This is a genomic window from Thalassotalea profundi (genome assembly GCF_014653195.1).
In the GTDB taxonomy this organism is placed as follows: domain Bacteria; phylum Pseudomonadota; class Gammaproteobacteria; order Enterobacterales; family Alteromonadaceae; genus Thalassotalea_B; species Thalassotalea_B profundi.
In genome coordinates this window covers 139,530-163,109 of record NZ_BNAH01000011.1, presented here as the reverse complement: position 1 = coordinate 163,109, position 23,580 = coordinate 139,530, and the positions used below count along the sequence as shown (strand labels likewise).

The 23,580-nt window shown below is 36.8% G+C and carries 24 protein-coding genes; 8 read left to right on the top strand and 16 right to left on the bottom strand.

Annotated elements, in window-relative coordinates; translation table 11 throughout:
- Nucleotides 1–269: 269 nt before the first annotated feature.
- Nucleotides 270–803 (top strand): gamma carbonic anhydrase family protein, encoded by a 534-nt coding sequence (locus IE155_RS13900; RefSeq protein WP_189378847.1) that lies wholly within the window; start codon nucleotides 270–272, stop codon nucleotides 801–803.
- A 13-nt stretch (nucleotides 804–816) separates the two neighbouring features.
- Here IE155_RS13900 and IE155_RS13895 read toward each other — a convergent pair whose 3' ends face one another.
- The 7 genes from IE155_RS13895 to IE155_RS13865 form a co-directional block, all read right to left on the bottom strand.
- Complete coding sequence (locus IE155_RS13895; protein ID WP_189378846.1) at nucleotides 817–1,038, bottom strand: hypothetical protein; 222 nt, start codon at nucleotides 1,036–1,038, stop codon at nucleotides 817–819.
- Nucleotides 1,039–1,045: 7 nt separating this feature from the next.
- Nucleotides 1,046–1,858: a shikimate dehydrogenase gene (gene aroE / locus IE155_RS13890; RefSeq protein WP_189378845.1), complete on the bottom strand. Its 813-nt coding sequence runs from the start codon at nucleotides 1,856–1,858 to the stop codon at nucleotides 1,046–1,048.
- Nucleotides 1,859–2,006: 148 nt separating this feature from the next.
- Nucleotides 2,007–2,681, bottom strand: coding sequence for an OmpW/AlkL family protein (locus IE155_RS13885; protein ID WP_189378844.1), 675 nt, complete (start codon nucleotides 2,679–2,681; stop codon nucleotides 2,007–2,009).
- 156 nt (nucleotides 2,682–2,837) lie between these two features.
- Nucleotides 2,838–3,209 (bottom strand): diacylglycerol kinase, encoded by a 372-nt coding sequence (locus IE155_RS13880; protein ID WP_189378843.1) that lies wholly within the window; start codon nucleotides 3,207–3,209, stop codon nucleotides 2,838–2,840.
- A 2-nt stretch (nucleotides 3,210–3,211) separates the two neighbouring features.
- The gene (gene hemF / locus IE155_RS13875; RefSeq protein WP_189378842.1) at nucleotides 3,212–4,123 is read right to left on the bottom strand and encodes an oxygen-dependent coproporphyrinogen oxidase; all 912 of its coding nucleotides are present in this window, start codon (nucleotides 4,121–4,123) and stop codon (nucleotides 3,212–3,214) included.
- Nucleotides 4,120–4,677 (bottom strand): L-threonylcarbamoyladenylate synthase type 1 TsaC, encoded by a 558-nt coding sequence (gene tsaC, locus IE155_RS13870; protein WP_189378841.1) that lies wholly within the window; start codon nucleotides 4,675–4,677, stop codon nucleotides 4,120–4,122. Before tsaC ends, hemF begins: the two co-directional genes overlap by 4 nt.
- A 95-nt stretch (nucleotides 4,678–4,772) precedes the next feature.
- On the bottom strand, nucleotides 4,773–6,401 hold the full coding sequence (locus IE155_RS13865; protein WP_189378840.1) for an acyl-CoA synthetase: 1,629 nt from the start codon (nucleotides 6,399–6,401) through the stop codon (nucleotides 4,773–4,775).
- Between the two features lie 356 nt (nucleotides 6,402–6,757).
- Between IE155_RS13865 and purE the strand changes: the two genes are divergently transcribed.
- Together purE and IE155_RS13855 are read left to right on the top strand one after the other, a co-directional pair.
- Nucleotides 6,758–7,240, top strand: coding sequence for a 5-(carboxyamino)imidazole ribonucleotide mutase (purE, locus tag IE155_RS13860; protein WP_189378839.1), 483 nt, complete (start codon nucleotides 6,758–6,760; stop codon nucleotides 7,238–7,240).
- A gap of 13 nt (nucleotides 7,241–7,253) precedes the next feature.
- Nucleotides 7,254–8,414, top strand: a complete 1,161-nt coding sequence (locus IE155_RS13855; protein WP_189378838.1) for a 5-(carboxyamino)imidazole ribonucleotide synthase — start codon at nucleotides 7,254–7,256, stop codon at nucleotides 8,412–8,414.
- 109 nt (nucleotides 8,415–8,523) lie between these two features.
- Here IE155_RS13855 and IE155_RS13850 read toward each other — a convergent pair whose 3' ends face one another.
- The 4 genes from IE155_RS13850 to IE155_RS13835 all read right to left on the bottom strand — a co-directional run bounded on the left by IE155_RS13850 (nucleotide 8,524) and on the right by IE155_RS13835 (nucleotide 12,101).
- On the bottom strand, nucleotides 8,524–9,081 hold the full coding sequence (locus IE155_RS13850) for a DNA topoisomerase family protein (protein ID WP_189378837.1): 558 nt from the start codon (nucleotides 9,079–9,081) through the stop codon (nucleotides 8,524–8,526).
- 217 nt (nucleotides 9,082–9,298) lie between these two features.
- Nucleotides 9,299–9,772, bottom strand: a complete 474-nt coding sequence (locus IE155_RS13845) for a DUF494 family protein (protein WP_189378836.1) — start codon at nucleotides 9,770–9,772, stop codon at nucleotides 9,299–9,301.
- Between the two features lie 9 nt (nucleotides 9,773–9,781).
- Nucleotides 9,782–10,912 carry a DNA-processing protein DprA gene (gene dprA / locus IE155_RS13840; protein WP_229817324.1) on the bottom strand — a complete coding sequence of 377 codons (1,131 nt, stop codon included), beginning with the start codon at nucleotides 10,910–10,912 and terminating at the stop codon, nucleotides 9,782–9,784.
- 46 nt (nucleotides 10,913–10,958) lie between these two features.
- Nucleotides 10,959–12,101 (bottom strand): LysM peptidoglycan-binding domain-containing protein, encoded by a 1,143-nt coding sequence (locus IE155_RS13835; RefSeq protein WP_189378835.1) that lies wholly within the window; start codon nucleotides 12,099–12,101, stop codon nucleotides 10,959–10,961.
- Nucleotides 12,102–12,218: 117 nt separating this feature from the next.
- On the opposite strand from IE155_RS13835, the gene def reads away from it, so the two are divergent.
- From def to trkA, 4 genes are read left to right on the top strand one after another with little or no spacing between them, the layout of a single operon-like run.
- Entirely contained in the window at nucleotides 12,219–12,731 is a 513-nt protein-coding gene (gene def, locus IE155_RS13830) for a peptide deformylase (RefSeq protein WP_189378834.1), read from the top strand.
- Between the two features lie 41 nt (nucleotides 12,732–12,772).
- On the top strand, nucleotides 12,773–13,747 hold the full coding sequence (gene fmt / locus IE155_RS13825) for a methionyl-tRNA formyltransferase (protein WP_189378833.1): 975 nt from the start codon (nucleotides 12,773–12,775) through the stop codon (nucleotides 13,745–13,747).
- Nucleotides 13,747–15,042, top strand: coding sequence for a 16S rRNA (cytosine(967)-C(5))-methyltransferase RsmB (rsmB, locus tag IE155_RS13820; protein ID WP_189378832.1), 1,296 nt, complete (start codon nucleotides 13,747–13,749; stop codon nucleotides 15,040–15,042). Before fmt ends, rsmB begins: the two co-directional genes overlap by 1 nt.
- Nucleotides 15,039–16,418, top strand: a complete 1,380-nt coding sequence (gene trkA, locus IE155_RS13815) for a Trk system potassium transporter TrkA (protein ID WP_189378831.1) — start codon at nucleotides 15,039–15,041, stop codon at nucleotides 16,416–16,418. The genes rsmB and trkA overlap by 4 nt, the downstream gene beginning before the upstream one ends.
- Nucleotides 16,419–16,480: 62 nt before the next feature.
- On the opposite strand, the gene IE155_RS13810 is transcribed toward trkA, so the two are convergent.
- The 5 genes from IE155_RS13810 to IE155_RS13790 form a co-directional block, all read right to left on the bottom strand.
- Nucleotides 16,481–17,275 carry an NF038132 family protein gene (locus IE155_RS13810; RefSeq protein WP_221435178.1) on the bottom strand — a complete coding sequence of 265 codons (795 nt, stop codon included), beginning with the start codon at nucleotides 17,273–17,275 and terminating at the stop codon, nucleotides 16,481–16,483.
- 241 nt (nucleotides 17,276–17,516) lie between these two features.
- Nucleotides 17,517–18,908 carry a TrkH family potassium uptake protein gene (locus IE155_RS13805; protein ID WP_373295375.1) on the bottom strand — a complete coding sequence of 464 codons (1,392 nt, stop codon included), beginning with the start codon at nucleotides 18,906–18,908 and terminating at the stop codon, nucleotides 17,517–17,519.
- A gap of 83 nt (nucleotides 18,909–18,991) precedes the next feature.
- Entirely contained in the window at nucleotides 18,992–19,603 is a 612-nt protein-coding gene (locus tag IE155_RS13800; RefSeq protein ID WP_189378829.1) for a YigZ family protein, read from the bottom strand.
- Between the two features lie 20 nt (nucleotides 19,604–19,623).
- Complete coding sequence (gene pepQ, locus IE155_RS13795; protein ID WP_189378828.1) at nucleotides 19,624–20,943, bottom strand: Xaa-Pro dipeptidase; 1,320 nt, start codon at nucleotides 20,941–20,943, stop codon at nucleotides 19,624–19,626.
- Nucleotides 20,944–21,023: 80 nt separating this feature from the next.
- Nucleotides 21,024–22,946: a transglycosylase SLT domain-containing protein gene (locus tag IE155_RS13790; RefSeq protein ID WP_189378827.1), complete on the bottom strand. Its 1,923-nt coding sequence runs from the start codon at nucleotides 22,944–22,946 to the stop codon at nucleotides 21,024–21,026.
- Between the two features lie 327 nt (nucleotides 22,947–23,273).
- Between IE155_RS13790 and tusA the strand changes: the two genes are divergently transcribed.
- Nucleotides 23,274–23,525, top strand: a complete 252-nt coding sequence (gene tusA / locus IE155_RS13785) for a sulfurtransferase TusA (RefSeq protein WP_189378826.1) — start codon at nucleotides 23,274–23,276, stop codon at nucleotides 23,523–23,525.
- Nucleotides 23,526–23,580: the final 55 nt, after the last annotated feature.

The window sequence follows — 23,580 nt, the reverse complement described above, 5'->3', positions numbered from 1 at the left end:
GAAGAAGTGGAGCGCATTTTAGAGATTTTTAGCGCCGCGTCAACAGTTAATTTAACTTTTTTATTTATTTGAGTTTGTTTGTTTTTATTTCGTACAAACTGCGGTTTATATAGTCTAGTTATACATTTTAACTGTCATTAAGTGTACTGACTCACCCTATGTATTCTTTATATAAAAGCATCTTACTTTTCTTAATTTTACAAATTTTACTCATTAATAGATATTTTTGTTAAAATCTTTATCAATATATAGTTATAGGAAAGACAGTAATGACGAATATAAGAAGTTTTAAGGGGATCACACCCAAAATTGCTAACAATGTTTACATTGATCAATCGTCAGTTATTGGTGGCGACGTGGTATTGGGACCCGATGTTAGTATTTGGCCTTTAGTCGCTGCTCGCGGAGATGTAAATATAATTAGAATTGGGGCACGTACAAATATTCAAGATGGTACGGTTTTGCATGTTACTAGGAAAGGTGAACATAACCCTGATGGTTTTCCTTTGATAATTGGTGAAGATGTTACGGTCGGTCATAAATGTATGTTACACGGGTGTACACTTGGAAATCGAATTTTAGTAGGCATGGGTGCAATAATAATGGATGGTGTTGTAGTCCAAGACGATGTTTTTATTGGTGCAGGCTCATTAGTTCCACCAAATAAAACATTAGAAAGCGGTTATTTATATGTTGGAAACCCGGTAAAGCAAGCTCGGCCACTAAAAGAAAATGAAATTGCTTTCCTTAAACAATCCGCTTTAAATTATGTCACTCTAAAAAATGACTACCTAGAGCAATGAACTAAATAATGAATTAGATATGAATAACGCATTCATCATCTAATTCATTTTCTTCCAACCATTCTTCAGCTCTTTCTTCCCAGTCAAATTTTGTCGCTTGTGTAATCTCTTTTAGCTCAGCTGATTTTTTCACAACAAATGTAATTAAACTTCCACTATTAATCGCCGTGAAAACCCAAGCTTTATGAAACTCACTAAAGTGAAAATCATCATTTATTAATATTTGTTGGTTCATTTTCGTCCTATGACAACTCAGCTCTAAGTTGTCTCATAATATTATCCGTTTCTGGTTTTACATTGCGCCAAATATAAAAGCTTTCTGCCGCTTGGCCAACAAGCATGCCTAAACCATCTATTACCTGAGCGGCTCCTAATTCTTGTGCCATTTTTAAAAATGGAGTCAAAGCTTTGCCATAAACCATATCATAACAAATTGTTTTTGCTTTAATTATTTGTTTTGGTATGGGTACACTCTCCCCAGATAAACCTGCAGATGTAGCGTTAATGATAACATCAAACTCAAACTTTGAAGTGTCATCGAAACTGCTTGATTTAATATTTTCATGAGGATACTGATCTACAATTAATTGTGCTTTCGCTACCGTACGATTTGCAACAATAAGTAATTCAGGTTTTTGTTCGAGTAATGAATAAACAACGCCCTTCGCAGCCCCGCCGGCACCAAGCAACAGTATTTTTTTATTTGCCAATTTAACTTGATGAGAAATTAAGTCTTGCACTAAACCCAGCCCATCAGTGTTATCACCAAAAATTTCACCCTTGTGAAAACTTAAAGTATTAACAGCACCAGATAATTTGGCTCTATCACTTAAATGATCACATAATTGGCAAGCTTGCTCTTTAAAAGGTGCGGTAACATTGGCACCCTTACCTCCTTCTAAAATAAAAGTCTTAACGACATGTTCAAATTCATTTAGTTTAACTAATTGCTTATCGTATTGAATACTTTGAGCTGTTTGAATTGCGAAAGCGTTATGAATGATAGGAGATTTTGATTGCTGTATCGGATTTCCGTATACGCGATAGTGGTCCATATAATAAAGTCTAACAAAAGGATAATGCCGATAGACTAGCTAATTAGAATAATTTTGCCAATGCTTGTTTAACATAACCCATATAAATTTAGACATAAAGGTTGCCTAGCATGTACTAGGACAACCTTTAAATTTACTGGTATTGTTCTTAAAATTTATAACCAATCAAAATAGAAACTACTGTTGGGTCGACATTAATGTCTGCTTTACCAATGCTGCTTCCACCCACATCAAAAGTGGCTTCACTATCAATATCAATATATCGAACAGACGCGTTAATATGCCATTGGTCATTTAACTGAAAGTCTGCCCCTATTTGTGCAGCAAGACCTAATGAACTATCAAGCTCTAAATTACTAAGCCCTAAACTTTTAGGTGCCTGTTCGAACCCTTCATCGAAGAATACTGTATAGTTTAAACCTAACCCTACATACGGCTTAAAGCTAGTACTTGTCTGAAAATAATAAATTGCGCTAACCGTTGGTGGTAGATGGGTGACTTCAGCTAGTTTTGCTCCATCTACATTTAGCACAGCATTTGGATCATGAATAGTTACATCATGTGTGAATGGTGAAGCGGCAAGCACTTCAATAGCCCAATTTTGATCATAAAAATACACAAAATTTAAACCTAATTGAGAATTATCATCTACAGACAACGACATTGTAGAATCCGTGCCACCAAGCATAATTTCAGATTTGCTACTATCAGGGTTTACATTAGTAATTCCACCACGAACAACAATATCACCGGCTTTATAATCGGCAGCATTAGAGATAGAAATAACAGAGAGTAGTGCGAGAGCTAATAAACTTTTTTTCATGGAAAATTTCCTTTCAATAGGGAGATACTTAAACTAAGTACTATTGTAAGGGGATAATTCTAGAAAACTTTGACCTACCTCAAGTAAACCTTACTTAGTGTAAGGTTATTTTGTTTTTTTCAATAAAACTATTGTTTACTTATCTTTAAAGAAAATTTAGAGCATGGTATATATTTTTGCCAGCCAAACTATTAAAAAATAAACAATAGCTATAAATACGGCGGCCGAACCAATATCTTTTGCTCGTCCACTTAATTCATGGTGCTCTAAGCCCACCCTATCTACAGTAGCTTCTACAGCAGAATTAAGTAATTCTGTAATTAAGATAGCAAAGAGTCCGGATATTAATAACGCAAACTCGGTAAAATTATCAGCTAGATAAGCAGCCAGTGGCGTCATAACAATTGTAAGAAAGACTTCTTGTCTAAAAGCGAGCTCATATTTGTATGCTGCTTTGAGACCTATTAGGCTATTTCTAGTTGCAGGACCAAAGCGCTGTATATGACTATATTGATTTTTCTCTCTCATATTTATTCATTCAACCAGTTCTGTGGTGTTAAGTAGGTTGCTAAATAAGCTTCTTCACTATTTTCTTTAGGTTGATAATTATATTGCCATCGCGCGAGCGGTGGCATTGACATTAAAATAGACTCTGTGCGCCCACCTGACTGCAGACCAAATAATGTGCCGCGATCAAAGACTAAGTTAAATTCAACATAGCGTCCTCGGCGATATAATTGGAATTGACGATGAGAGTCTTCATAGGGGGTATGCTTTCTTTTATTAATAATTGGCACGTAAGCTTTAGTAAAACCCTCACCTACAGCTTTAATATAATTTAGGCATTGCTCAAAAGGCCATTGATTTAAATCATCAAAAAATAATCCGCCTACGCCACGAGTTTCTCCACGATGTTTCAAATAAAAATAATCATCACACCACTTTTTATGCTCTGGATAGATATTATCTCCAAATGGCTGACATAAGTTTTTAGCCGTTTGGTGCCAATGAATAACATCTTCTTTAAAAGGATAAAATGGTGTTAAGTCGAAACCTCCACCAAACCACCACACTGGTGCTTCCCCCTCTTTTTCAGCAATAAAAAAACGCACATTAGCATGTGATGTAGGAATAAAAGGGTTTTTAGGGTGAATAACTAAAGACACTCCACACGCCTGCCAACTTCTCCCCGCAAGTTCAGGTCTGTGTGCTGTTGCAGATGGTGGTAATTTAGTACCTGACACTAAGGAGAAATTAACACCTCCTTGCTCTATAACTGTGCCATCAGTTAAAACTCGCGTTCTACCACCACCACCTTCTTCACGCGACCAATTATCCTCAACAAATTTACCACTACCATCAGCTATCTCTAATTCAGCACAAATATTATCTTGTAAGCTTTTCAAAAAAGTAATGACTTGTTCAATATTTACCTGACTCATGGGCGTATTGTTTCTCCTGAGATCGCATTAATTATACTTGAGGGGCTTGAGTAACCTAAAGTTTGACCTTTAATAATAAAATCAACTTTGTTGGCTAAATTGGTTTCTACTTCTTGCCATGTTTTCGCGGGTGGTTGACCTGACAAGTTAGCACTAGTGGATATAATTGGCTTATTCACGCTATTACATAAAGCAACTACATCTGGTTGGCTAGTAATGCGGACAGCTATTGTATTAAACTCGCCACTTATCAATGACGAAGTATTTGACTGTTTTTTTATAAGTTGGGTAATACCATTGGGCCAACGAGATAAAATAAGCTTCCGTTGTTCTACTGTAAAAGCACTATCATCTATGTAAGGCTGAAGTTGAGCATAATTCGCCGCTAACAATATTAGGCCTTTCGTTTTCGGCCTATTTTTAACACTTAATAATCGCTCTATAGCTTGCTGATTATCTGGATCACAACCTAAACCAAACACAGCTTCTGTTGGGTAAGCAATTATTCCGCCTTGTTGAAAAACATCTTTAACTGAAGTCACAAAATTAAACATAAACTTAATTGATTATGTATGTAATTATACGAGGTTTTAATTGTTAATTCATAGAGAATAAAAAGGCAGTTATTAAATAACTGCCTTTGTGTGATTTATTCCGTTAAGTTTTTAACTTTTTGTCGAAGAATAAATTTCTGAATCTTACCTGTGGAAGTTTTTGGTAACTCACTAAACACAATAGTTTTTGGCGCTTTGAACGTCGCCATATTTTCCCGGCAAAATGCAATTATTTCACTTTCAGTTGCTTCTTTTCCAGGCTTTAACGTCACAAATGCGCAAGGAGTTTCTCCCCATTTTTCATCGGATTTTGCAACAACAGCTGCTTCCATTACAGCAGGATGCTTATATAAAACCCCTTCAATTTCTACTGATGATATATTTTCCCCACCAGAAATAATAATATCCTTTGAACGATCACGTATTTCAATATAGCCATCTGGGTGCTTAACTGCTAAATCACCAGAATGAAACCAACCATTTTTAAATGCATCTTCTGTAGCTGTTTCATTTTTCAAGTAACCTTTCATCGTTGTATTACCACGAAACATAATTTCGCCAATAGTTTCTGCATCTGCGGGAACGGGTAGCATTGTTTGTGGATCTAAGACATCAACATCTTCCTGCGTTGGATATCGCACTCCTTGGCGAGCTTTTAAGGCAGCCCTTTCATCTTCATTAAGGTTATTCCAATCGGATTTCCATTCACTCACTACACATGGCCCATATACTTCAGTTAATCCGTAACCTTGAGTAATTTCAACATTTAATGCTTCCATACCTTTAATAACAGCCGCTGGTGGTGGTGCTCCTGCAGTCATTGCTTTAATTTTACCCGGTAATTTTGCAAGTAAGTCAGCATCCGCATTAAGTAACATATTTAATACAATTGGTGCGCCACAAAAATGAGTTACATTATTATCAATAATAGAATGTAAAATTGCAGACGCTTCAACATGGCGCAAACAAACCTGTGTGCCTCCCATTGCTACTACGGTCCAAGGAAAGCACCAACCATTACAATGAAACATAGGTAGCGTCCATAAATAAACGGCTTCACCATCAAGTGGCCAAATCATATTATTACCAACAGCATTTAAAAAAGCGCCTCGGTGTGAATACACAACCCCTTTCGGGTTACCTGTAGTGCCAGAAGTATAATTTAATGCCAATGCCTGCCATTCGTCATCGATCATATTGCCATTAAAATTAGGGGCACCCTCTTTTAATAACTCTTGATATTCAATTTGGCCTAAACGCTCACCTCCTTCACTCATTACATCATCGATGTCAATAACAAGTGGTGAACGAGAACATAATGCTAAAGCTTTTTTTACCACTTTAGAAAATGCTGTATCTGTTAGTAATACGTCACACTCTCCATGATCCAAAATAAAAGCGATATTTTCAGCATCTAAGCGTATATTAATTGAATTAAGCACAGCGCCAGTTAGTGGTACGCCATAATGAGCATCTAAAAAGGCAGGTATGTTTGCTGCAATAATACTCACAGTATTACCTGGCTTTACTCCTCGTTGAATAAGTGCGGAGGCTAAACAACGAACATTTTCTCGGTATTTCTGATAAGAAATTTTTTCACTACCATGAATAATAGCCGTTTTATTAGGGTAAACATCTGCGGTACGATTTAAAAAGTTTATAGGTGACAAAGGCATATTATTAGCTGCTACCTTGTCTAAGCCTTGCGTATATATATTACTCATTACTTTTCCTCATAAAACTAAATTCATAGCTACATTGGCCATGCACATATTTATATTAATTAAGATTGTACGTGATTATTTATGATTAAAAATTATCCTTTGGTCTAATGGTGTCGACAATTTAATTTTAAAAATGAAAAATACAGCGTAATTCAGGGTGGATTAAAGATTATTGTCTACATATACACATAAGGCAAAGATTGATTATTCATGCATTTTCATCTATTGATTGAATTATCAACAATTTCACCTATCCTATTTCCGTATTATGTTAAACAAAGGTATAATGCGCGCCTTATTTTCGTAGTGATAATCATGTCACTACCTTAAGCTAGCAATTTACAAGGTGAGATATCATGAAAGTGGGTATAATCATGGGGTCAAAGTCAGATTGGCCAACGATGCAGCATGCAACAGATATGCTTGATTCATTCAATGTTCCATATGAAACAAAAGTTGTATCTGCGCATAGAACCCCACACTTATTAGCTGAATACGCAGAATCGGCTAAAGATCGTGGTATTAAAGTTATTATTGCAGGTGCCGGTGGTGCCGCGCACTTACCAGGCATGACTGCAGCTTATACGCCATTGCCCGTGTTAGGTGTGCCTGTACAATCTAAAGCATTAAGTGGTCAAGACTCTTTGTTATCTATCGTACAGATGCCTAAGGGGATTGCAGTAGGAACATTAGCCATTGGTACTGCTGGCGCTGCAAATGCAGGTTTACTCGCAGCGCAAATTTTAGCGACCCATGATCCACTACTTATGGAAAAAATTGAACAGTTTAGAAAAGATCAAACTGAGAATATTTTAAATAACCCAGACCCAGCAAAATAGGTACCAGGCTCTAATGAAAAAAGTTCTTGTTTTAGGTGCAGGTCAATTAGCTCGCATGATGGATTTAGCGGGCGCTCCACTCGGTATGGATATTAAAGCGTTCGATGTGCGCACAAATAAAGTTGTGCATCCCATAGATCCAGAACATATATATGGTGACTTAAATCAAGGTATTGCTGAATGTGATGTTATTACCGCAGAATTTGAACATGTTGCCCATAGCACGTTAAAAGTCTGTGAGGAAACAAACAAACTATTTCCTAATAGCGATGCGATTAAAACTGGCGGCGACCGTCGCTTAGAAAAAGCCTTATTAGATACATGCAATATTGCGAATGCAAAACATGTTGTCATTGAAAACAAAACGGATTTTGATAGCGCTATTAATTTGCTCCAATTGCCAATAATTTTTAAAAGTGCTTTAGAAGGCTATGATGGCAAAGGCCAATGGCGACTAAAAGATCCTCAACAAGCTGATATCATCTGGCAGGAAATGTCTGAATTTATTGCTAACGCGTCTTCTTCAACACCTCAGGGTATCATTGCTGAACAGATGGTAGCGTTTGACAGAGAAGTCTCTATCATCGGGGCGCGAAGCACCACAGGTGAAATTGCTGTTTACCCACTAACTGAAAATCATCATACCAATGGTATATTGAGTGTTTCATTAGCTACACCTGTTGCAGAAGCACTACAAGCTCAAGCTTTCGAAGTATTTACAAAATTAACTGAAAAATTAAACTATGTGGGTGTACTAGCCATTGAGTTTTTCCAAGTAGGTGAACAGCTACTTGTAAACGAAATTGCTCCTCGCGTGCATAATTCTGGTCATTGGACACAACAAGGTGCCGACACTTGCCAGTTTGAAAACCATTTACGTGCAATATGTGGTTTGCCTCTGGGTAGCACACAATTAATTCGCCCAACAGCTATGGTCAATATTATTGGAGAGGATGATATACCTGATGAAATTTTTTCCATCCCTAGCGTTGCAATGCATTGGTATGACAAAGAAAAACGTGACGGGCGTAAAATGGGGCATATTAATTTATGCGGACAAAGCGAAGTAGAATTAGCAGAACGTTTAATGACTCTTGCTGCTGTATTAAATAAAACTTCTTTTCCAGATTTAAATAACTTTGCCGCTAATTATTTGGCGAACGTTTCTAATTAACATTAGGGCCTCTTGATATTTCAGTTTATAGCTCTATTGCAGAGCCTAAAAGGAAAAATCAACAGACCCTAGTTACTAGATTTTCAAAAAGCGAGTTCATCTCGCTTTTTTACTTTTGAAAATAACCGCATTTTTTTTGCGCGCATTGTAACTTCTCACCCGCCGCCATTTGCCTTTTCAATAACAATGGAAAATCACATTGTTGACACACACCTTCTACTGGCGTGTTATTAACAACAAATTTACACTTCGGGTATTGATCACATGAATAAAAGGTTTTACCGTAGCGATTCGTCCGTTCAGTTAATTTACCCTTTGTACATTTAGGACAAGCTACGCCAGCATCTTCATGATGATGTGTTCCTTCGATATGGTGACATTCAGGAAAGTTACTACAACCAATGAACATACCATACCGTCCTTGTTTGACCGACAGTTCGCTACCACATTCAGGACATTCACTACCAATCAGTAATTTTTCTTCAACACGTTCATGTTCTACAATTGGCCGAGTATACTGACAATTAGGATAAGATGAGCAGCCTAAGAATGCACCTGATTTTCCATGCTTAATAATAACATTACCACCACATTCGGGGCACACTTCATTGGCTTTTTCTAAAGCATGTTCATGTTGTGAAAATAATTTATCATCTGCTTTTGACATGAAATATTGAATAACTATTGTTAAAATTAACTAACGCTATTATGACATAAATACTAAAAACAATATTGGCTTTTCATGGAAATTGAATATAGGTGAGTTAATTAACTATTTAACACGACGCATTAGCTTAAAATAGTGCTAACAAAGAAAAAACGAGAGCTCTCTCGCCTTTTCTCGAGTAAATTATTCTAAAGCTAAAACGGATAGTCTCACACAATTAATGTGAAGGACCTTCTTGCTCATCAAAAATTAAATCTTCCATTTGAGAATAAGCACTTTCCTTTCCTGGCACATTGAAAAGCACCATCAACACTACCCATTTAAGATCATCAATGGTAAAGAACTTGGTATCTAGCTCCATCACTCTGTCAATAACCATTTCTCTGGTAGTAAAATCAAGTACATTTACTTGCTCTAAAAACAGTAAAAATCCTCTACATTCAACATCAAGTAACTGCTTTTCTTCAGACGTATAAATTCTGAATGATTTTCTACCAACGCGGGTTAAATACGGATAAGCATCAGTGTCTTGCAAAGCAGCTAGCTTTTCCAGCCACGTAAGTGCTTTATATATCTCGTCTTGATGAAAACCCGCTCGGGTTAATTCATCGGTGAGTATGTCATGATCAACCATTACCTCGGCTTCACTATGAATATAGTTTTCAAAAAGGTACATCAAGATATCAAACATAACTAGCCCCTATTTAATTTTAAGGTAGCCTCCTGGCACCGCAGACACCAGACCTCTAAGCTCAAGCATTGTCAATCGGGTTAGCACTACATCTGTGGGTAGTTTACTCCGAGAAACCACTATGTCTACGGGAGTGATTTCATACCCCACACTAGCTAACAATGAATCGTTACACAAGTCCTGATTACAACTTTTTTTTGACTCTTTATCTTTCTCTTTGTTTCTACTTAAGTTTAGACTATTTTCTTGTAGAAACCCTATTTCTTCTTTTATATCGGCAATCTGATCAACTAATTTAGCGCCTTGCTTAATTAACCAATGGCAACCTAGAGCATTTTGGTGATATATACTGCCAGGAATAGCAAATACCTCCCTGTTTTGATCTAAGGCACTGCGAGCTGTAATTAAAGAACCACTTTTAATCTCAGCCTCTACAACAACTACACCATAGCTCATGCCACTAATAATACGATTACGTTTAGGAAAGTGACCTGTTTTAGGCGGAGTTCCAGGCAAAAATTCACTTACAATTGTACCGTGTGTCGCTAAAATTTGTTGCTGTAAATTTCGATGGCGAGATGGATAAATTTTATCTATCCCTGTTGCTACTACGGCTATTGTAGGAGCTGATACATGTAATGCTCCTTTATGTGCTGCGGCATCTATTCCTAACGCTAACCCACTGGTGATAACAGCTCCATGCTCAGCAAGTTCCTGAGCAAACCTCTGTGCTGTTTCTCTTCCTTGAATACTCGCATTTCTACTACCTACAAGAGCAATTTGATTTTTCGTGAGATTATCGCTATTACCTTTGACAAATAAAACAAGTGGAGGATCGTAAATCTCTTTTAATAACAATGGATACTTCGGGTCATCAAAGGTAATAATAGAGGCATGTGCTGCTAAAGTTTGTTCAATGATCCCTTCAACTCTTTGCCAGTCAGGCTTCAAAAAACCTTGATGTTGACCTTTAGTAAGGTTGAGGTTAGCAATAAGAGAATCGTCGGTAAATAGCCTCTTTAATCCATAACGAGAGACTAAATCGAGCTTTTTTTGTACCGAAAGTCTAGGAACTAATTTTAATGCTAACCAGTAACGAGAAAGTTCTCGTTGCTGGCATAAATCATTTGTATTTATCACTTGTCTTCTCCTTAAGACCAAGCGTTTACCTTGTTAGTGTTAAAATTTATGGCGCAGAGAAAGTATCCTGAAGTCGAAGTGGTTTTTCAGAGTTTAAGATTAATGCCATACTGATCTGATCAAACACCTTAAATACCATCATTTGCCCAACAGTTTCTGTTGGCATTTTATATTCAGAGCCGGTATCTGAGGCCAATTTAGCCCAACGCGAAGTATCTTTAACATATTCAGGGCCATTATCAGTTTCAATAATACTAGGGCTTAAACGTTCTACAGTTAAAATATCACCTTGTTTAACTGAATCTTGAGCGCCACGATTAAGATAGACCACTTCTAACTTACCAAATTCTCTTAAACCTGTAGAGGTTTCTATAATGCTACCAGTCAGCCCTGGCGAAGCCGCTTGCATAGTGAATAAGGACGGTAATAGTTGCCCTTCGTTTACCGGTTTTAAAATATCTGTCGCTCGAATTTCACGAGTCGCCCCCTCTACAAACAAAGTCGCAGGCTCTTTATTGGCTTTGTTTCCAGCACGTAAAGCTTTACCTGTACCGGTCAACGTCGCATGATATGCGATAACTTGCTCAGTTTCAGGGTCGATAATTGGACGACCTTTTTTATATACCGCATAAGCCTTACCAGCTACTAAATCGCCATTAATGTAAGTTTTGAAACCATCAATATTCGACTTATAGCCTTCTTCCCCACCGATAACATAAGGTGATGAATCTATGTCTTGTACTGATAAAATCGTATTGTATTTAATAAATGGAGCTATAACATGAAGCGGTATTGAAGTAACCGGATTTTGTTCTTTTAAAGTAATACGAGATTTAGGAGACCATTTATAAGCCGGTTTGCTTTTTAACGTACCAACTTCATCTTCATCGTTAGGTGTTGAAGTGTTATCATCCACCTTAACTAACATAGGAGAACCATTTTCGTCATAAACAAGACTTAATTCATCACCAGGATAGATAAGATGGGGATTCTCAATAGCTGGATTTAGTCGCCAAATTTTAGGCCATAACCAAGGTTGTTCAAGAAATACACCCGAAATATCCCAAAGCGTATCACCTTTCTTAACCACATATTTACTAGGCGCATTTTTATGTAATAAAACTTCGTCCGCCAAGACAATATTAGGTAAAAGAAAGCAAATTACCATTAATATTATTTTTTTTATCATGCTTACCTGCCTATTCTTTTTAGCATTTACCCTAAACCACTATTATTAATCTAATTTAATGGCTAAAATTGAAACATAACACTCTATGCGAAAATTCGCGAACTCTTTTAAACAATTATGGCTATATTACCTGTATTAAGATTTCCAGACCAACGATTAAGAACAAAAGCGGCTCCTGTCACAGAAGTTAATGACAAAATTAAAAACATAGTAAGTGATATGTTTGATACTATGTATGATGAAAATGGTGTTGGCTTAGCCGCCACCCAAGTAGATATTCATCTACAAATTGTTGTCATTGATGTTTCAGAAAACAAGGAACAAGCTTACGTGCTTATAAATCCTGAAATAATTAAACGCAATGACGAAACAATGATTAATGAAGAAGGCTGCTTATCTGTTCCCGGCTGTTATGCAAAGGTTGATCGACATACTCAAGTAACCGTCAAAGCTTTAGATATTGATGGTAATCCTTTTGAGTTAGACGCTGAAGAATTACTCAGTATCTGTATTCAACATGAATTAGATCATCTAAAAGGTGTTTTATTTGTTGATTACCTCTCCCCATTAAAAAGAAATCGTATTCAGAAAAAATTAGAAAAAGAAGCGAAACTCGCTGGCGCTAATTAATTATAATTTAAATAGATAACTTGAGATTAATCAATAAACTTATGTCAAAACCTTTAAACATTATATTTGCCGGAACACCAGATTTTGCGGCGCAGCATTTACAAGCATTGATAGACTCTCATCATAATATTGTTGCTGTGTACTGCCCTCCTGACAAACCTGCGGGAAGAGGAAAAAAACTGACTGCCTGTGCAACAAAACTATTGGCTCTTGAACATAATTTAACTGTAGAGCAACCATTAAATTTCAAAGAAAGCAGTGATCAGCTCACTCTTGCTAACTACCAAGCTGATGTAATGGTGGTAGTTGCTTATGGATTATTATTACCTGAAATCATTCTAAAAACCCCTAGGCTTGGTTGCATTAATGTTCATGGCTCTATTTTACCTAAATGGCGTGGAGCAGCGCCTATTCAACGAGCAGTAGAAGCTGGAGATAAATTAACTGGTGTTACTATAATGCAAATGGATAAGGGACTTGATACCGGGGATATGATACTAACAGCAACTTGTGAAATATCTGATCAAGATACCAGCGCCAGCATTTATGAGGCATTAGCCAAATTAGGCCCCAGCGCATTACTTGAGACATTATCAATGATGGCAACAGGTGAATATAATCGCATCCCTCAAATTAATGAGGATGCAACTTATGCCGCTAAATTAGATAAAGCTGAAGCAGAATTAAATTGGCAGTTACCTGCCCATATTTTACATAAAAAGTTGAGAGCTTATATCCCTTGGCCAGTTGCACAATTTACTTACTTAGATCAAAAGCAAGTTGAACACCGAATTCGTGTTTGGCAGGCAAGTGTTGTGCAAATGCAACATAATCAAGTTGCAGGTACCATTTTAAATGTAGAAAAAAGTGGCATAACAGTAGCAACCACTGAAAATGCGCTAAAACTTGAAATATTGCAGTTACCCGGAAAGAAAGCGCTTCAATGCCAAGACATTTTAAACTCACGCGCTGAATGGTTTACCATCGGTCAATCTATCAATGGTAATACAAAATAATGGCAATAAATATCCGAGCCGCTGCCGCGAAATGTGTTTTCGCGGTTATTGATAAAGGGCGTAGTTTATCAGACGAACTCCCCTTACAAATTAGTAAAATCGATCCAAAAGATAAAGGTTTATTACAAGAATGTTGTTACGGCGTTCTAAGAGTTTTACCCGAATTAGAGCATGAAGTACGGTCTTTAATGGATAAGCCATTGGTGGGTAAACAACGCGTTGCTCACTTTTTATTGTTAGTCGGTTTATACCAACTCAAATATATGCGAATTCCAGATCATGCATGTGTTGCAGAAACAGTAGCCGCATGCCCTGCTTTAAAATGTAACTATCTAAAAGGGCTAGTGAATGCCATTTTGCGTAATTTTTTACGAAAAGAGGTTAACAATCAAGATAATCAACTTCCTGATGCGATAAAATATAATCACCCTGGCTGGTTTATTAAAAAATTGCAAGTAGGCTACCCCAATGATTGGCAAGATATCCTTGCCGCCAACCAAATAAAACCACCAATGTGGATCAGAGTTAATCGTCAACACCATAGTATTAAGCAATATTTAGCTTTACTCACAGAAGCTGATATCAGCTTCACCTATGTGGATGAATATTCAGGTGCTATCTTGTTATCTCAAGCGGTCGATGTCTATAAACTTCCAGGTTTTGAATTAGGTCACGTTTCAATACAAGATGGTGCGGCACAACAAGCTGCGGTATTACTTGACTGCCAACCCAACGATAATGTTTTAGATTGCTGTGCTGCCCCTGGCGGTAAAACATGCCATATATTAGAGCGTACGCCCACTATAGATAAAATGACCGCAATTGATATTGAAGAAAGTCGTTTAACTCGCGTTAAGGAAAATTTAACTCGTCTTAATTTATCGGCAGAAGTTATAACTGCCGATGCGGCAAAACAAGATTGGTGGAATGGGGAGCAATTTGATCGCATTTTACTCGATGCTCCTTGTTCTGGCACTGGTGTTATTCGTCGTCATCCTGATATAAAGTGGTTACGTAAATCAGCAGATATTGATGTCCTTACCAAACTACAACGGCAAATATTGAAAAACTGTTGGTCTTTGCTTAAACCCAATGGTACTTTGCTATATGCAACATGTAGTATTTTACCAGAAGAAAATCGTCAACAGGTTCAACGCTTTATTGAAGAAACACCAAACGCTGAACTTATAAACACTAATGAAAACCAAGATATTGGCTGGCAAATATTATCAGGAAAAAACAATATGGACGGCTTTTATTACGCGTTAATTAAAAAGAATCACGAAAGCACATGAAAATAATTATAATCGGTGCCGGCCAAGTAGGCGGAACGTTAGCAGAAAACCTAGTTGGTGAAAATAACGAAATTACACTCATAGACACCAACAGTGAAACCTTGCGAGAACTTCAAGATAGAATGGATTTGCAAGTCGTCACAGGTTTTGGCACTCACCCCGATGTACTTAAAAAAGCTGGCGCAGAAGATGCCGAATTAGTTATTGCTGTTACCAGTGACGACTCTACAAATATGATCGCTTGTCAGATATGCTATTCATTATTTCACACAGCAACAAAAATCGCCCGCATTCGCTCCTCTAAAATATTAAAATACCAAGAGCAATTATTTCAACCAGAAAACATTCCTGTTGATCATGTAATTGCACCCGAACAGTTAGTCACCAGAGATATAGCGCGCTTGATTGACTACCCTGGCGCTTTACAGGTGTTAGAGTTTGCTGAAGGTAAAGTCAGTTTAGTTGCGGTAAAAGCTTATTACGGTGGATTGTTAGTTGGACATGCCCTTTCAACCTTACGCGAACACATACCTAACATTGATACACGTGTAGCGGCAATATATCGAAATGGTAAACCTATTCGACCACTAGGTACTACGGTAATAGAAGCTGACGATGAAGTATTTTTTATTGCAGCAACAATTCATATTCGTGCCGTAATGAATGAACTTCAAAAGTTAGAACCCGCTTATAAAAAAATAATGATCGCTGGCGGCGGTAATATTGGTTCAGGTTTAGCACGCATGTTAGAGCATAACCATCAAGTGAAATTGATTGAGCGCTCACCTAAACGTGCAGCCTATCTCGCCTCTGAACTTAACGAAACCTTGGTTTTCGTAGGCGACTCATCAGATCAAGAGCTACTGATGGAAGAGCATATCGACCAATTCGATGTTTTTATTGCAGTAACCAATGATGACGAAGCTAATATAATGTCATCACTGCTTGCCAAGAGACTTGGTGTACGTAAAACCATGGTGCTAATTCAGCGCAGTGCTTACATCGATTTGGTACACGGCAGCAATATTGATATAGCTGTATCACCACAACATGCGACGATTTCAGCGTTACTTACCCATATTAGGCGAGGCAGTATTAACAATGTCTATAGTTTACGAGGCGGCTCAGCTGAGGCTTTAGAAATTGTAGCAAAAGGAAATGAAAAATCATCTAAAGTTATTGGTAGAGCTATTTCTGAGATAAAACTACCACCAGGCACAACAATAGGGGCCATTGTTCGCGATAATGAAGTGTTAATATCTCATTCTACTATGGTTATACAGGCTGAAGATAATGTTGTATTATTTTTAGTCAGTAAAAAGTATATACACGAAGTTGAAAAACTATTTTATGTAGACCCGCTAAAATTTTACTAATATTAACCATCAAAAAAGCCAACTTAACGTTGGCTTCTTGATAACTAATTAAGAGTTTACCCTTATTTTTTTCTTCTTAGCAAACCGACTAATGCTAAACCGAATAACGCTAACGTGCCAGTTTCAGGCACTGATACAGGGGGCTCACCTACCACAACACCGCCAACAGTGATTCCATCAAATGCCAAGCCTGACTGAAAGTCTTCATCATTCCAATTAGTTACACCAAATTCTAAATAAAAATTACCTGCTGAGGCAATTTTAAAGTTTGATTCAACCCAGCCAGTATAACCACAACCACTATCCCAGCAGTCCCCTGAACTCCCCCCTAAAGGACTCCATGTTGGCGCGCCGCTAATAATATCAACACTACCCGGTGTTAACGTTGCCTCAGGAAGTGGCATATCAAGACCTGGAACAATAGTACCAGTTTCTAGCGTACGGGCTGTAAAAAGCATCGCCACTTGGTTAAAAGAACTATCTAGCAGTCTTGCCCATGCATAATCAGAAAAGCCTGCACCATCTGAGGTTACATAATTAAAAAAGAAGTTAAGATCATCATTTGCATTTGCGGAAAATAATGATGATTGTAAAATTGTTCCTGTTGTTTCGTCAGTACCAATGCTTAAATTCGTATTATATTCACCGTTTTCAGTAGAAACCCAGCCGTAATTACCACCTATTGGTGAAGATGTTATATCGCCATCTGCACCTGATGTTCCACAATTACCTGTGCAACTCCAACCGCTTGGTATACCAGAGTCAAAAATCATTGATGCATTCGCAGCGCTTGATAGCAATGCTGTAGCAAACACAGCTCCAACAACTTTTAACGACGCTATTTTTTTTATATTCATAATACTTTTATCCTTTCTAGGTATTAACTCTATTACTTAAGCTTTACAAAGCAAAAAGCAAACCAAAATAAATAAACTATAAATAACAAGCAGATAAAAACATAAGAGGCCTAAAAAAAAATACAGTGTAAGAAAAGCTGACACTCTAAAGGGAAAACCACTCACTATAATCAATGCTTATTTCTAAGCCTTTAAATTATCGATAAATTGCATATATGGATAAGTTTAAGAAATAAAATAATTATGAGCGCCAAAAAGTAGGTGTAAATAACACCAATAACGTGAATATCTCTAATCGCCCAAAAAGCATCGCAATAATCAGTACCCACTTACTAAAGTCATTAATATCAGCAAAGTTTGCAGCCACAGCCCCCAGGCCAGGGCCTAAATTATTTAAACATGCAGCAACAGCAGTAAAAGCACTAATATCATCCATTCCTGCAGCAAGTAATAACAGCATACAAATAACAAATACTGCTGCATAAGCAGAAAAGAATCCCCAAATAGCTTCAACAACGCGATTAGGAAGCGCTTTGTTGCCTAGCTTTATCGTAAATATTGCCTTAGGGTGGACTAATTTATTAAGCTCTCGTAGACCTTGTAAATAAAGCAAAATTACACGAACCACTTTCATGCCACCGCCGGTACTACCGGCACAACCACCGACAAAGCTCGCAAAAATTAGCAATACAGGTAAAAGCGTTGGCCAGTCAGCAAAAGAAGTTGTGGCAAATCCCGCCGTTGTACTTATTGATACCGCCTGAAACAATGCTAAATCAAAAGCTTCAAAGCCTGTATCAGCTACACCACTAATCAACAACACAACAAAGCAGATAATAGTTAAAGAAAATTGTATCGCTAAAAACACCTTAAACTCAGGATCATAAAAGTAATTACGTAACGAACGACTGTGTAAAACAGCAAAATGCAACGTAAAATTAACACCTGCAATTAATAGAAAAAACACACAAATGAAATTAATAAGCGGGCTATTAAAGTAACCAATACTCGCATCATGTGTAGAAAAACCACCAATTGCAATAGTTGAAAATGAATGGCAAATGGCATCAAAGAGGTTCATCCCCGCCCCCCAGTAACTAATTGCACATGCAATAGTTAATGTTAAATAGATATACCATAAATGCTTTGCGGTATCGGCAATACGTGGGGTCATTTTATTGTCTTTAACAGGCCCAGGAATTTCAGCGCGGTATAACTGCATTCCCCCAATCCCAAGCATAGGTAATACAGCCACTGCCAAAACAATAATCCCCATACCACCTAACCACTGCAATTGCTGGCGATACCAAAGTACGGCGTGAGGTAAACCATCTATTTTAGTTAAGATTGTCGCGCCAGTTGTCGTTAACCCAGAAAAGGATTCAAAAAATGCATCGGTAATAGATAAATTAGGACTTTCTAATAAAATCAAAGGAACGGCAGAAAAGCTTGCAAGTACTGTCCAAAAAAGCACAACAATTAGAAAGCCTTCACGCGCCCTCAATTCACCTTTTTGGCCTCGGTTTGGATACCAAAAAGCAAGACCAGCAATCAAACAAAAAACGAAGGAAACTAAAAAAGCAACACCACCACCATCTCTATAAAGTAAAGATATTAAGGCGGGTGGCAGCATAGTTACACTAAGCAAGGTAACTAATAACCCCAAAATTCTAACTATATTTTTTATTTGCACTAGGTTATTTCATCTTCATTCAATTATGGATTTTGAAGTTCTATCTGCCCTGCCGATAAAGTTTGGATTTGCGCTGTAAACTTATCAAGCATAGTTTCAGGTAAAGCAATTTCTAAATGTATATCAATTTGATAGTCTTCTGAAATAATATTTCCACCCGATTTTTCAAGTACATGGATAACATCATTTATATGAGTATATTGACATGCTAATGTTTTATGCACCATAGGTATTTTGGTTTTCGTGGTAAGTAACCTTAATGCTTGTCTTACACTCCCTCCATACGCTCGTTGTAAACCACCCGTACCTAATTTAGTGCCTCCAAAATAACGTACAACAACAGCACATATTTCGCCTATATTACTACCTTGCAAAGCAATCAACATTGGCTTTCCTGCAGTTCCTGACGGTTCTCCATCATCAGAAAAACCATAACTCTGACTATCTAGAGGGTGAGATGAGACAAACGCATAGCAGTGATGATTTGCTTGCGGGTGTAATTGCTGTATCTGTTTTATAAACTCCTTTGCCATCTCATTAGACTGACAAGGTGATAAATAACAAATAAACCGACTGCGATTAACAATTGTTTCATCTTCAACCGGTTCTGCGGCAACTAAATAAGGTAATGACATTAAATCAATGGCTGCAATCGTTAGTTTAATTCTAAATCACGTGTCATATTTTCATTATGCGATTGATGTACAATAATATTATCTTCTATTCTTATACCACCAAAAGGTCTGAAGCTATCTACAATACTCCAATTTACTAGTTCGGCATGAGGAGAGCTTTTTAAATCTTGTAGTAATGAATCAATAAAATATAAACCTGGCTCAATTGTAAATACCTGATTAGTTTCTATTACTCTAGAGGTTCTTAAAAAACAATGCTCTTTAGGTGGCTTAACATGGGTTCCACGTGCATCAGCCATATACCCTCCTACATCGTGCACTTGTAAACCAAGATGATGACCCAGACCATGAGGGAAAAATGTGCTAATAATTCCTGTTTCTACAGCCGTGTCAGCATCTACGGTAATAATATTAAACTCATTTAAAACCGCAGCAACTTGTCGATAAGTTTCAATATGTAAATCTACATAACTTTTACCAGGCTTCAAGCCTTCTACGGCTGCCAACATTAACTGATCCATTCTCGCAATTAATTCAGCAAATTTATCACGCTTAAAAGAATACGTTCTGGTGATATCTGCAGCATAGCCGTGAAAATTAGCTCCAGCATCAATTAAAAAAGAACGGTGTGATTGTGGTACCTTTCTCTCTAATGCGGTGTAGTGCAATATTGATGCATTTTCATTAAGAGCAACGATATTGCCATAAGGTGTTTCAGCCTCGGTAAACTCAATTGCATTCAAATAAGCTTGCTGTATATCATATTCACTTTCTCCAGCAAAAAAAGCCGACCGAGCAGCTTGATGAGCAGAAACAGCAAGGGCATTTGCCTTACGTAAACAAGCAAGTTCATAACTGGTTTTATATGCTCGATGATAATGAATATAATTAAGTAATGGCTCTGAATTAATATTATCAAAACCAAGAGCTTTGGCCACTTCGATATGTGCGCCAATATACGCAAAGCCCTTTTTATCATAAGGGAGTAGCTTTTCGACATCCGTAGCATTTGCTAACACTTTGATATCAAAAAATTCATTCCAATAGCTATCAGTTAAAGGCGTCACTTTATGCCAAAAATCAACAGGTTGATAATAGATTAACACTGGCTTATCTTCACCATTAACCATTAGCCAACAATTGGGGATATCAATTAATGGTAACCAATGTTTAAAATGAGGATTCACTCTAAACGGATAAGAGTTATCATCAAGAAATGCTTTTATTTCTTGTCCAGAATGAATCACTAAACCATCTAAATTCTCACGTTTTAACGCTATCTTAGTTCGTTGCTGGAGTTCTTGAATATGTGCTGGATATAATGTTGATAAAGCCGTCATGATCAGTACCCGTTGTAAATTTTGAGTATCATATCATAGCGGCTTTTTCAGTACAGTAATTGAGTTAACACTGATATACGTTAAAGTTGTGTAATACTCATATTGGTTAACTTATCAAATAACTGCGCTGGCTGCCCTACTTTAGCTTGATATATTTGTTCATAAGCCATGACACTTTTTACATATTCTCTTGTTTCATAAAAGGGAATTGTTTCAATCCAAATATCTGCGGGCAAACTATCAACTGATTTAAGCCAACTTTTTACTCGATATGGTCCTGCGTTGTATGCTGCAGTAGCTAACACCCAATTACCTTGATGCTTATCAAGTAATTTTTTTAAGTATTTTGTCCCTAAATTAATATTTTTTTCACTATCAAATAAGTAATTTTTACTAATTCGCTTACGCTTAGTTAGCTGTTTAGCTGTTGCTGGCATAACCTGCATCAACCCCTTTGCGCCTACTGGAGAGTTAGCATCGCTCATAAAGGAGCTTTCTCTACGTGTTATAGCAAAAGCCCAAGCAGGACTAATGGCGTATTTACTCGCATTTAGTGTTATTTCATCATTAAAGGCCAGCGGAAACCTTAAATCTACATCATCTAAATAACCCACTTTTGATAATGCAAATATTGCACGATCATACCAACCAATTTCATTCGCCAGTTTAGCCGCAACTAACTTTTCACGATCATTTAGTTCCGTCATCCAGTAATTCCATTCCATTCTTGCATGGTAATAACGCTTAAGATGAAATAATTCAAACGCTCTTTTTCCAGCTAAATGTTTGAAAACTTCACGTCTTTCTTCTTCTGAAACTAAGATAGGTTTATTCTGAAAGTTTATTGGCGTATCAACAATACTTGCGGCTAAAAATCCATAATAATGCCTGGTTTCAGCTAGCTCTTGTAAAAGCGCTAAGCCTTTTTCCTTATCATCATTACTTTCCACTAAACTACGTGCGTACCAATACTTCCATTGGCTACTTTTTTGTTGAGATAATGGTAGCGATATTAATTCTGCTTTAATTTGCGGCCAATCTTGTTGCCTTAGCACATCGGCAATACGCCATTGGATTAGACGACTAGTTAAATTATCATCATCAACTTTTTGAAGCCAATACTGAGCTTTTTCATGTTTTTTACTGGCAAGTGCTAAAGCAAATTTCAATGCAATTTGTTGTTGTTGATTGTGATTAAGCTGAAATACTTGGTTCGCTTCCTGATATGCATGTAATGCTCTATTCGGGTCTCGCCAAATAAAGCGCTTAATTCCATAAACAAAAATTTCAGCTTCTTTATCTGATTTTTGAGGGAATCGAGATAATTTAGTGATAACTGAAGGGTCTTTACGCACTTTATGCCACAACTTACCAAGATATTGCTCTGACGTTGGTAGTAAACTAGTTAAATAAGGTATTAATGTATGTTTACCGCCATCAGCAGCTTTCCCTAAACGTTCCCATACTATATCTTTTGTTCGGTAACCTGCTTTTTGCCACAGAGAAAACAATGGATCACACACTTTAGGTTGTGATTTCCCCACCACCCACAAAGGTGTAATTTTCGATAATATTTCTTCTTTTTTTGTGCCTAGTGCTAATTTGTAACGATAATACTGACAAGTCAATTCAACGTCAGACGTTGGCTTGAAATATTCAACAAACAATAATTTATTATCACGTTCTTTTAGATAATTAAGCCATTTTTTTCTTAAGGGCCAATCTAGTGGTGTATTTCTATATTTAGTTAAAAATTTTGATATTTCATTATGATCTGAAAGTTTAATTCTATACATTAATCGTTTCTGATCTAAATAGGGTTGTAACGGGTAAAAATGAAGTTCGTTATACAAAGCTCGATATTCTTCCGAGTTTTCATCCCAAACCAGCTTATCGGCTTGTGCAAACTTATCTCTTAATATTGAAGAATCTGCGCTTGCAACACCAGATAATGTATAAAATATTGTTATAAAGAATAGCAAGCAGACTATTTTTCTAAGCATATATTTACCATTTAATACATATATTATTAGGTTATGCATCGCTGCAATACAAAGCAAGTTAAATCCATAAAAAATTATGAATTTATTGACTAACTTTTTTCAAATTTTGACTTCATTTTTCGTTCAATAATTGCCCTATTATCTCCCGGCAGGTAAAATAGAATAAAAAGACTTTTTCTGACTAAATCTTTAATCTTTTTATTTCTTATTTTCGCTAGCTCTACAAATACTTAGTCAAACAATTAGATTAGAAACCTTTTTCTATTAGTTAAACCGCGTTAAAATCAGATATAGAATTATTTATATGTTTATATTTGAGTATTTATTTTGTCAGAACTAGAGCAAACGTTTCAAAAAGCCCAACATCAATTAGATACTTTATCTTTACGGTGCCCTGAACCAGTAATGCTAATTAGAAAAAAAATACGTGAAATATCAATAGGTGATTTATTACTAGTAATTGCTGATGACCCAGCCACAACCCGAGATGTACCAAGCTTTTGTCAATTTATGGATCACATCTTAGTTGCCAGCCAAACCGACACTAAACCATACCAATACTTAATACAAAAACAATAACATTGCCTTCTTTTACGTTTTCACTCATTAATTTTTTATAAAAAAAGAGAGGTAA

Bases quoted from the DNA above. Each gene is read 5' to 3' on its own strand.
- IE155_RS13885 (WP_189378844.1), bottom strand. From the start codon at position 2,681: ATGAAAAAAAGTTTATTAGCTCTCGCACTACTCTCTGTTATTTCTATC.
- purE (WP_189378839.1), top strand. From the start codon at position 6,758: ATGAAAGTGGGTATAATCATGGGGTCAAAGTCAGATTGGCCAACGATG.
- IE155_RS13895 (WP_189378846.1), bottom strand. From the start codon at position 1,038: ATGAACCAACAAATATTAATAAATGATGATTTTCACTTTAGTGAGTTT.
- IE155_RS13900 (WP_189378847.1), top strand. From the start codon at position 270: ATGACGAATATAAGAAGTTTTAAGGGGATCACACCCAAAATTGCTAAC.
- IE155_RS13800 (WP_189378829.1), bottom strand. From the start codon at position 19,603: ATGTCATTACCTTATTTAGTTGCCGCAGAACCGGTTGAAGATGAAACA.
- IE155_RS13790 (WP_189378827.1), bottom strand. From the start codon at position 22,946: ATGCTTAGAAAAATAGTCTGCTTGCTATTCTTTATAACAATATTTTAT.
- IE155_RS13805 (WP_373295375.1), bottom strand. From the start codon at position 18,908: ATGCTGCCACCCGCCTTAATATCTTTACTTTATAGAGATGGTGGTGGT.
- rsmB (WP_189378832.1), top strand. From the start codon at position 13,747: ATGGCAATAAATATCCGAGCCGCTGCCGCGAAATGTGTTTTCGCGGTT.
- aroE (WP_189378845.1), bottom strand. From the start codon at position 1,858: ATGGACCACTATCGCGTATACGGAAATCCGATACAGCAATCAAAATCT.
- IE155_RS13855 (WP_189378838.1), top strand. From the start codon at position 7,254: ATGAAAAAAGTTCTTGTTTTAGGTGCAGGTCAATTAGCTCGCATGATG.
- def (WP_189378834.1), top strand. From the start codon at position 12,219: ATGGCTATATTACCTGTATTAAGATTTCCAGACCAACGATTAAGAACA.
- IE155_RS13835 (WP_189378835.1), bottom strand. From the start codon at position 12,101: ATGATAAAAAAAATAATATTAATGGTAATTTGCTTTCTTTTACCTAAT.
- hemF (WP_189378842.1), bottom strand. From the start codon at position 4,123: ATGAGTCAGGTAAATATTGAACAAGTCATTACTTTTTTGAAAAGCTTA.
- IE155_RS13850 (WP_189378837.1), bottom strand. From the start codon at position 9,081: ATGTCAAAAGCAGATGATAAATTATTTTCACAACATGAACATGCTTTA.
- IE155_RS13865 (WP_189378840.1), bottom strand. From the start codon at position 6,401: ATGAGTAATATATATACGCAAGGCTTAGACAAGGTAGCAGCTAATAAT.
- fmt (WP_189378833.1), top strand. From the start codon at position 12,773: ATGTCAAAACCTTTAAACATTATATTTGCCGGAACACCAGATTTTGCG.
- tsaC (WP_189378841.1), bottom strand. From the start codon at position 4,677: ATGTTTAATTTTGTGACTTCAGTTAAAGATGTTTTTCAACAAGGCGGA.
- IE155_RS13845 (WP_189378836.1), bottom strand. From the start codon at position 9,772: ATGTTTGATATCTTGATGTACCTTTTTGAAAACTATATTCATAGTGAA.
- IE155_RS13810 (WP_221435178.1), bottom strand. From the start codon at position 17,275: ATGAATATAAAAAAAATAGCGTCGTTAAAAGTTGTTGGAGCTGTGTTT.
- IE155_RS13880 (WP_189378843.1), bottom strand. From the start codon at position 3,209: ATGAGAGAGAAAAATCAATATAGTCATATACAGCGCTTTGGTCCTGCA.
- pepQ (WP_189378828.1), bottom strand. From the start codon at position 20,943: ATGACGGCTTTATCAACATTATATCCAGCACATATTCAAGAACTCCAG.
- trkA (WP_189378831.1), top strand. From the start codon at position 15,039: ATGAAAATAATTATAATCGGTGCCGGCCAAGTAGGCGGAACGTTAGCA.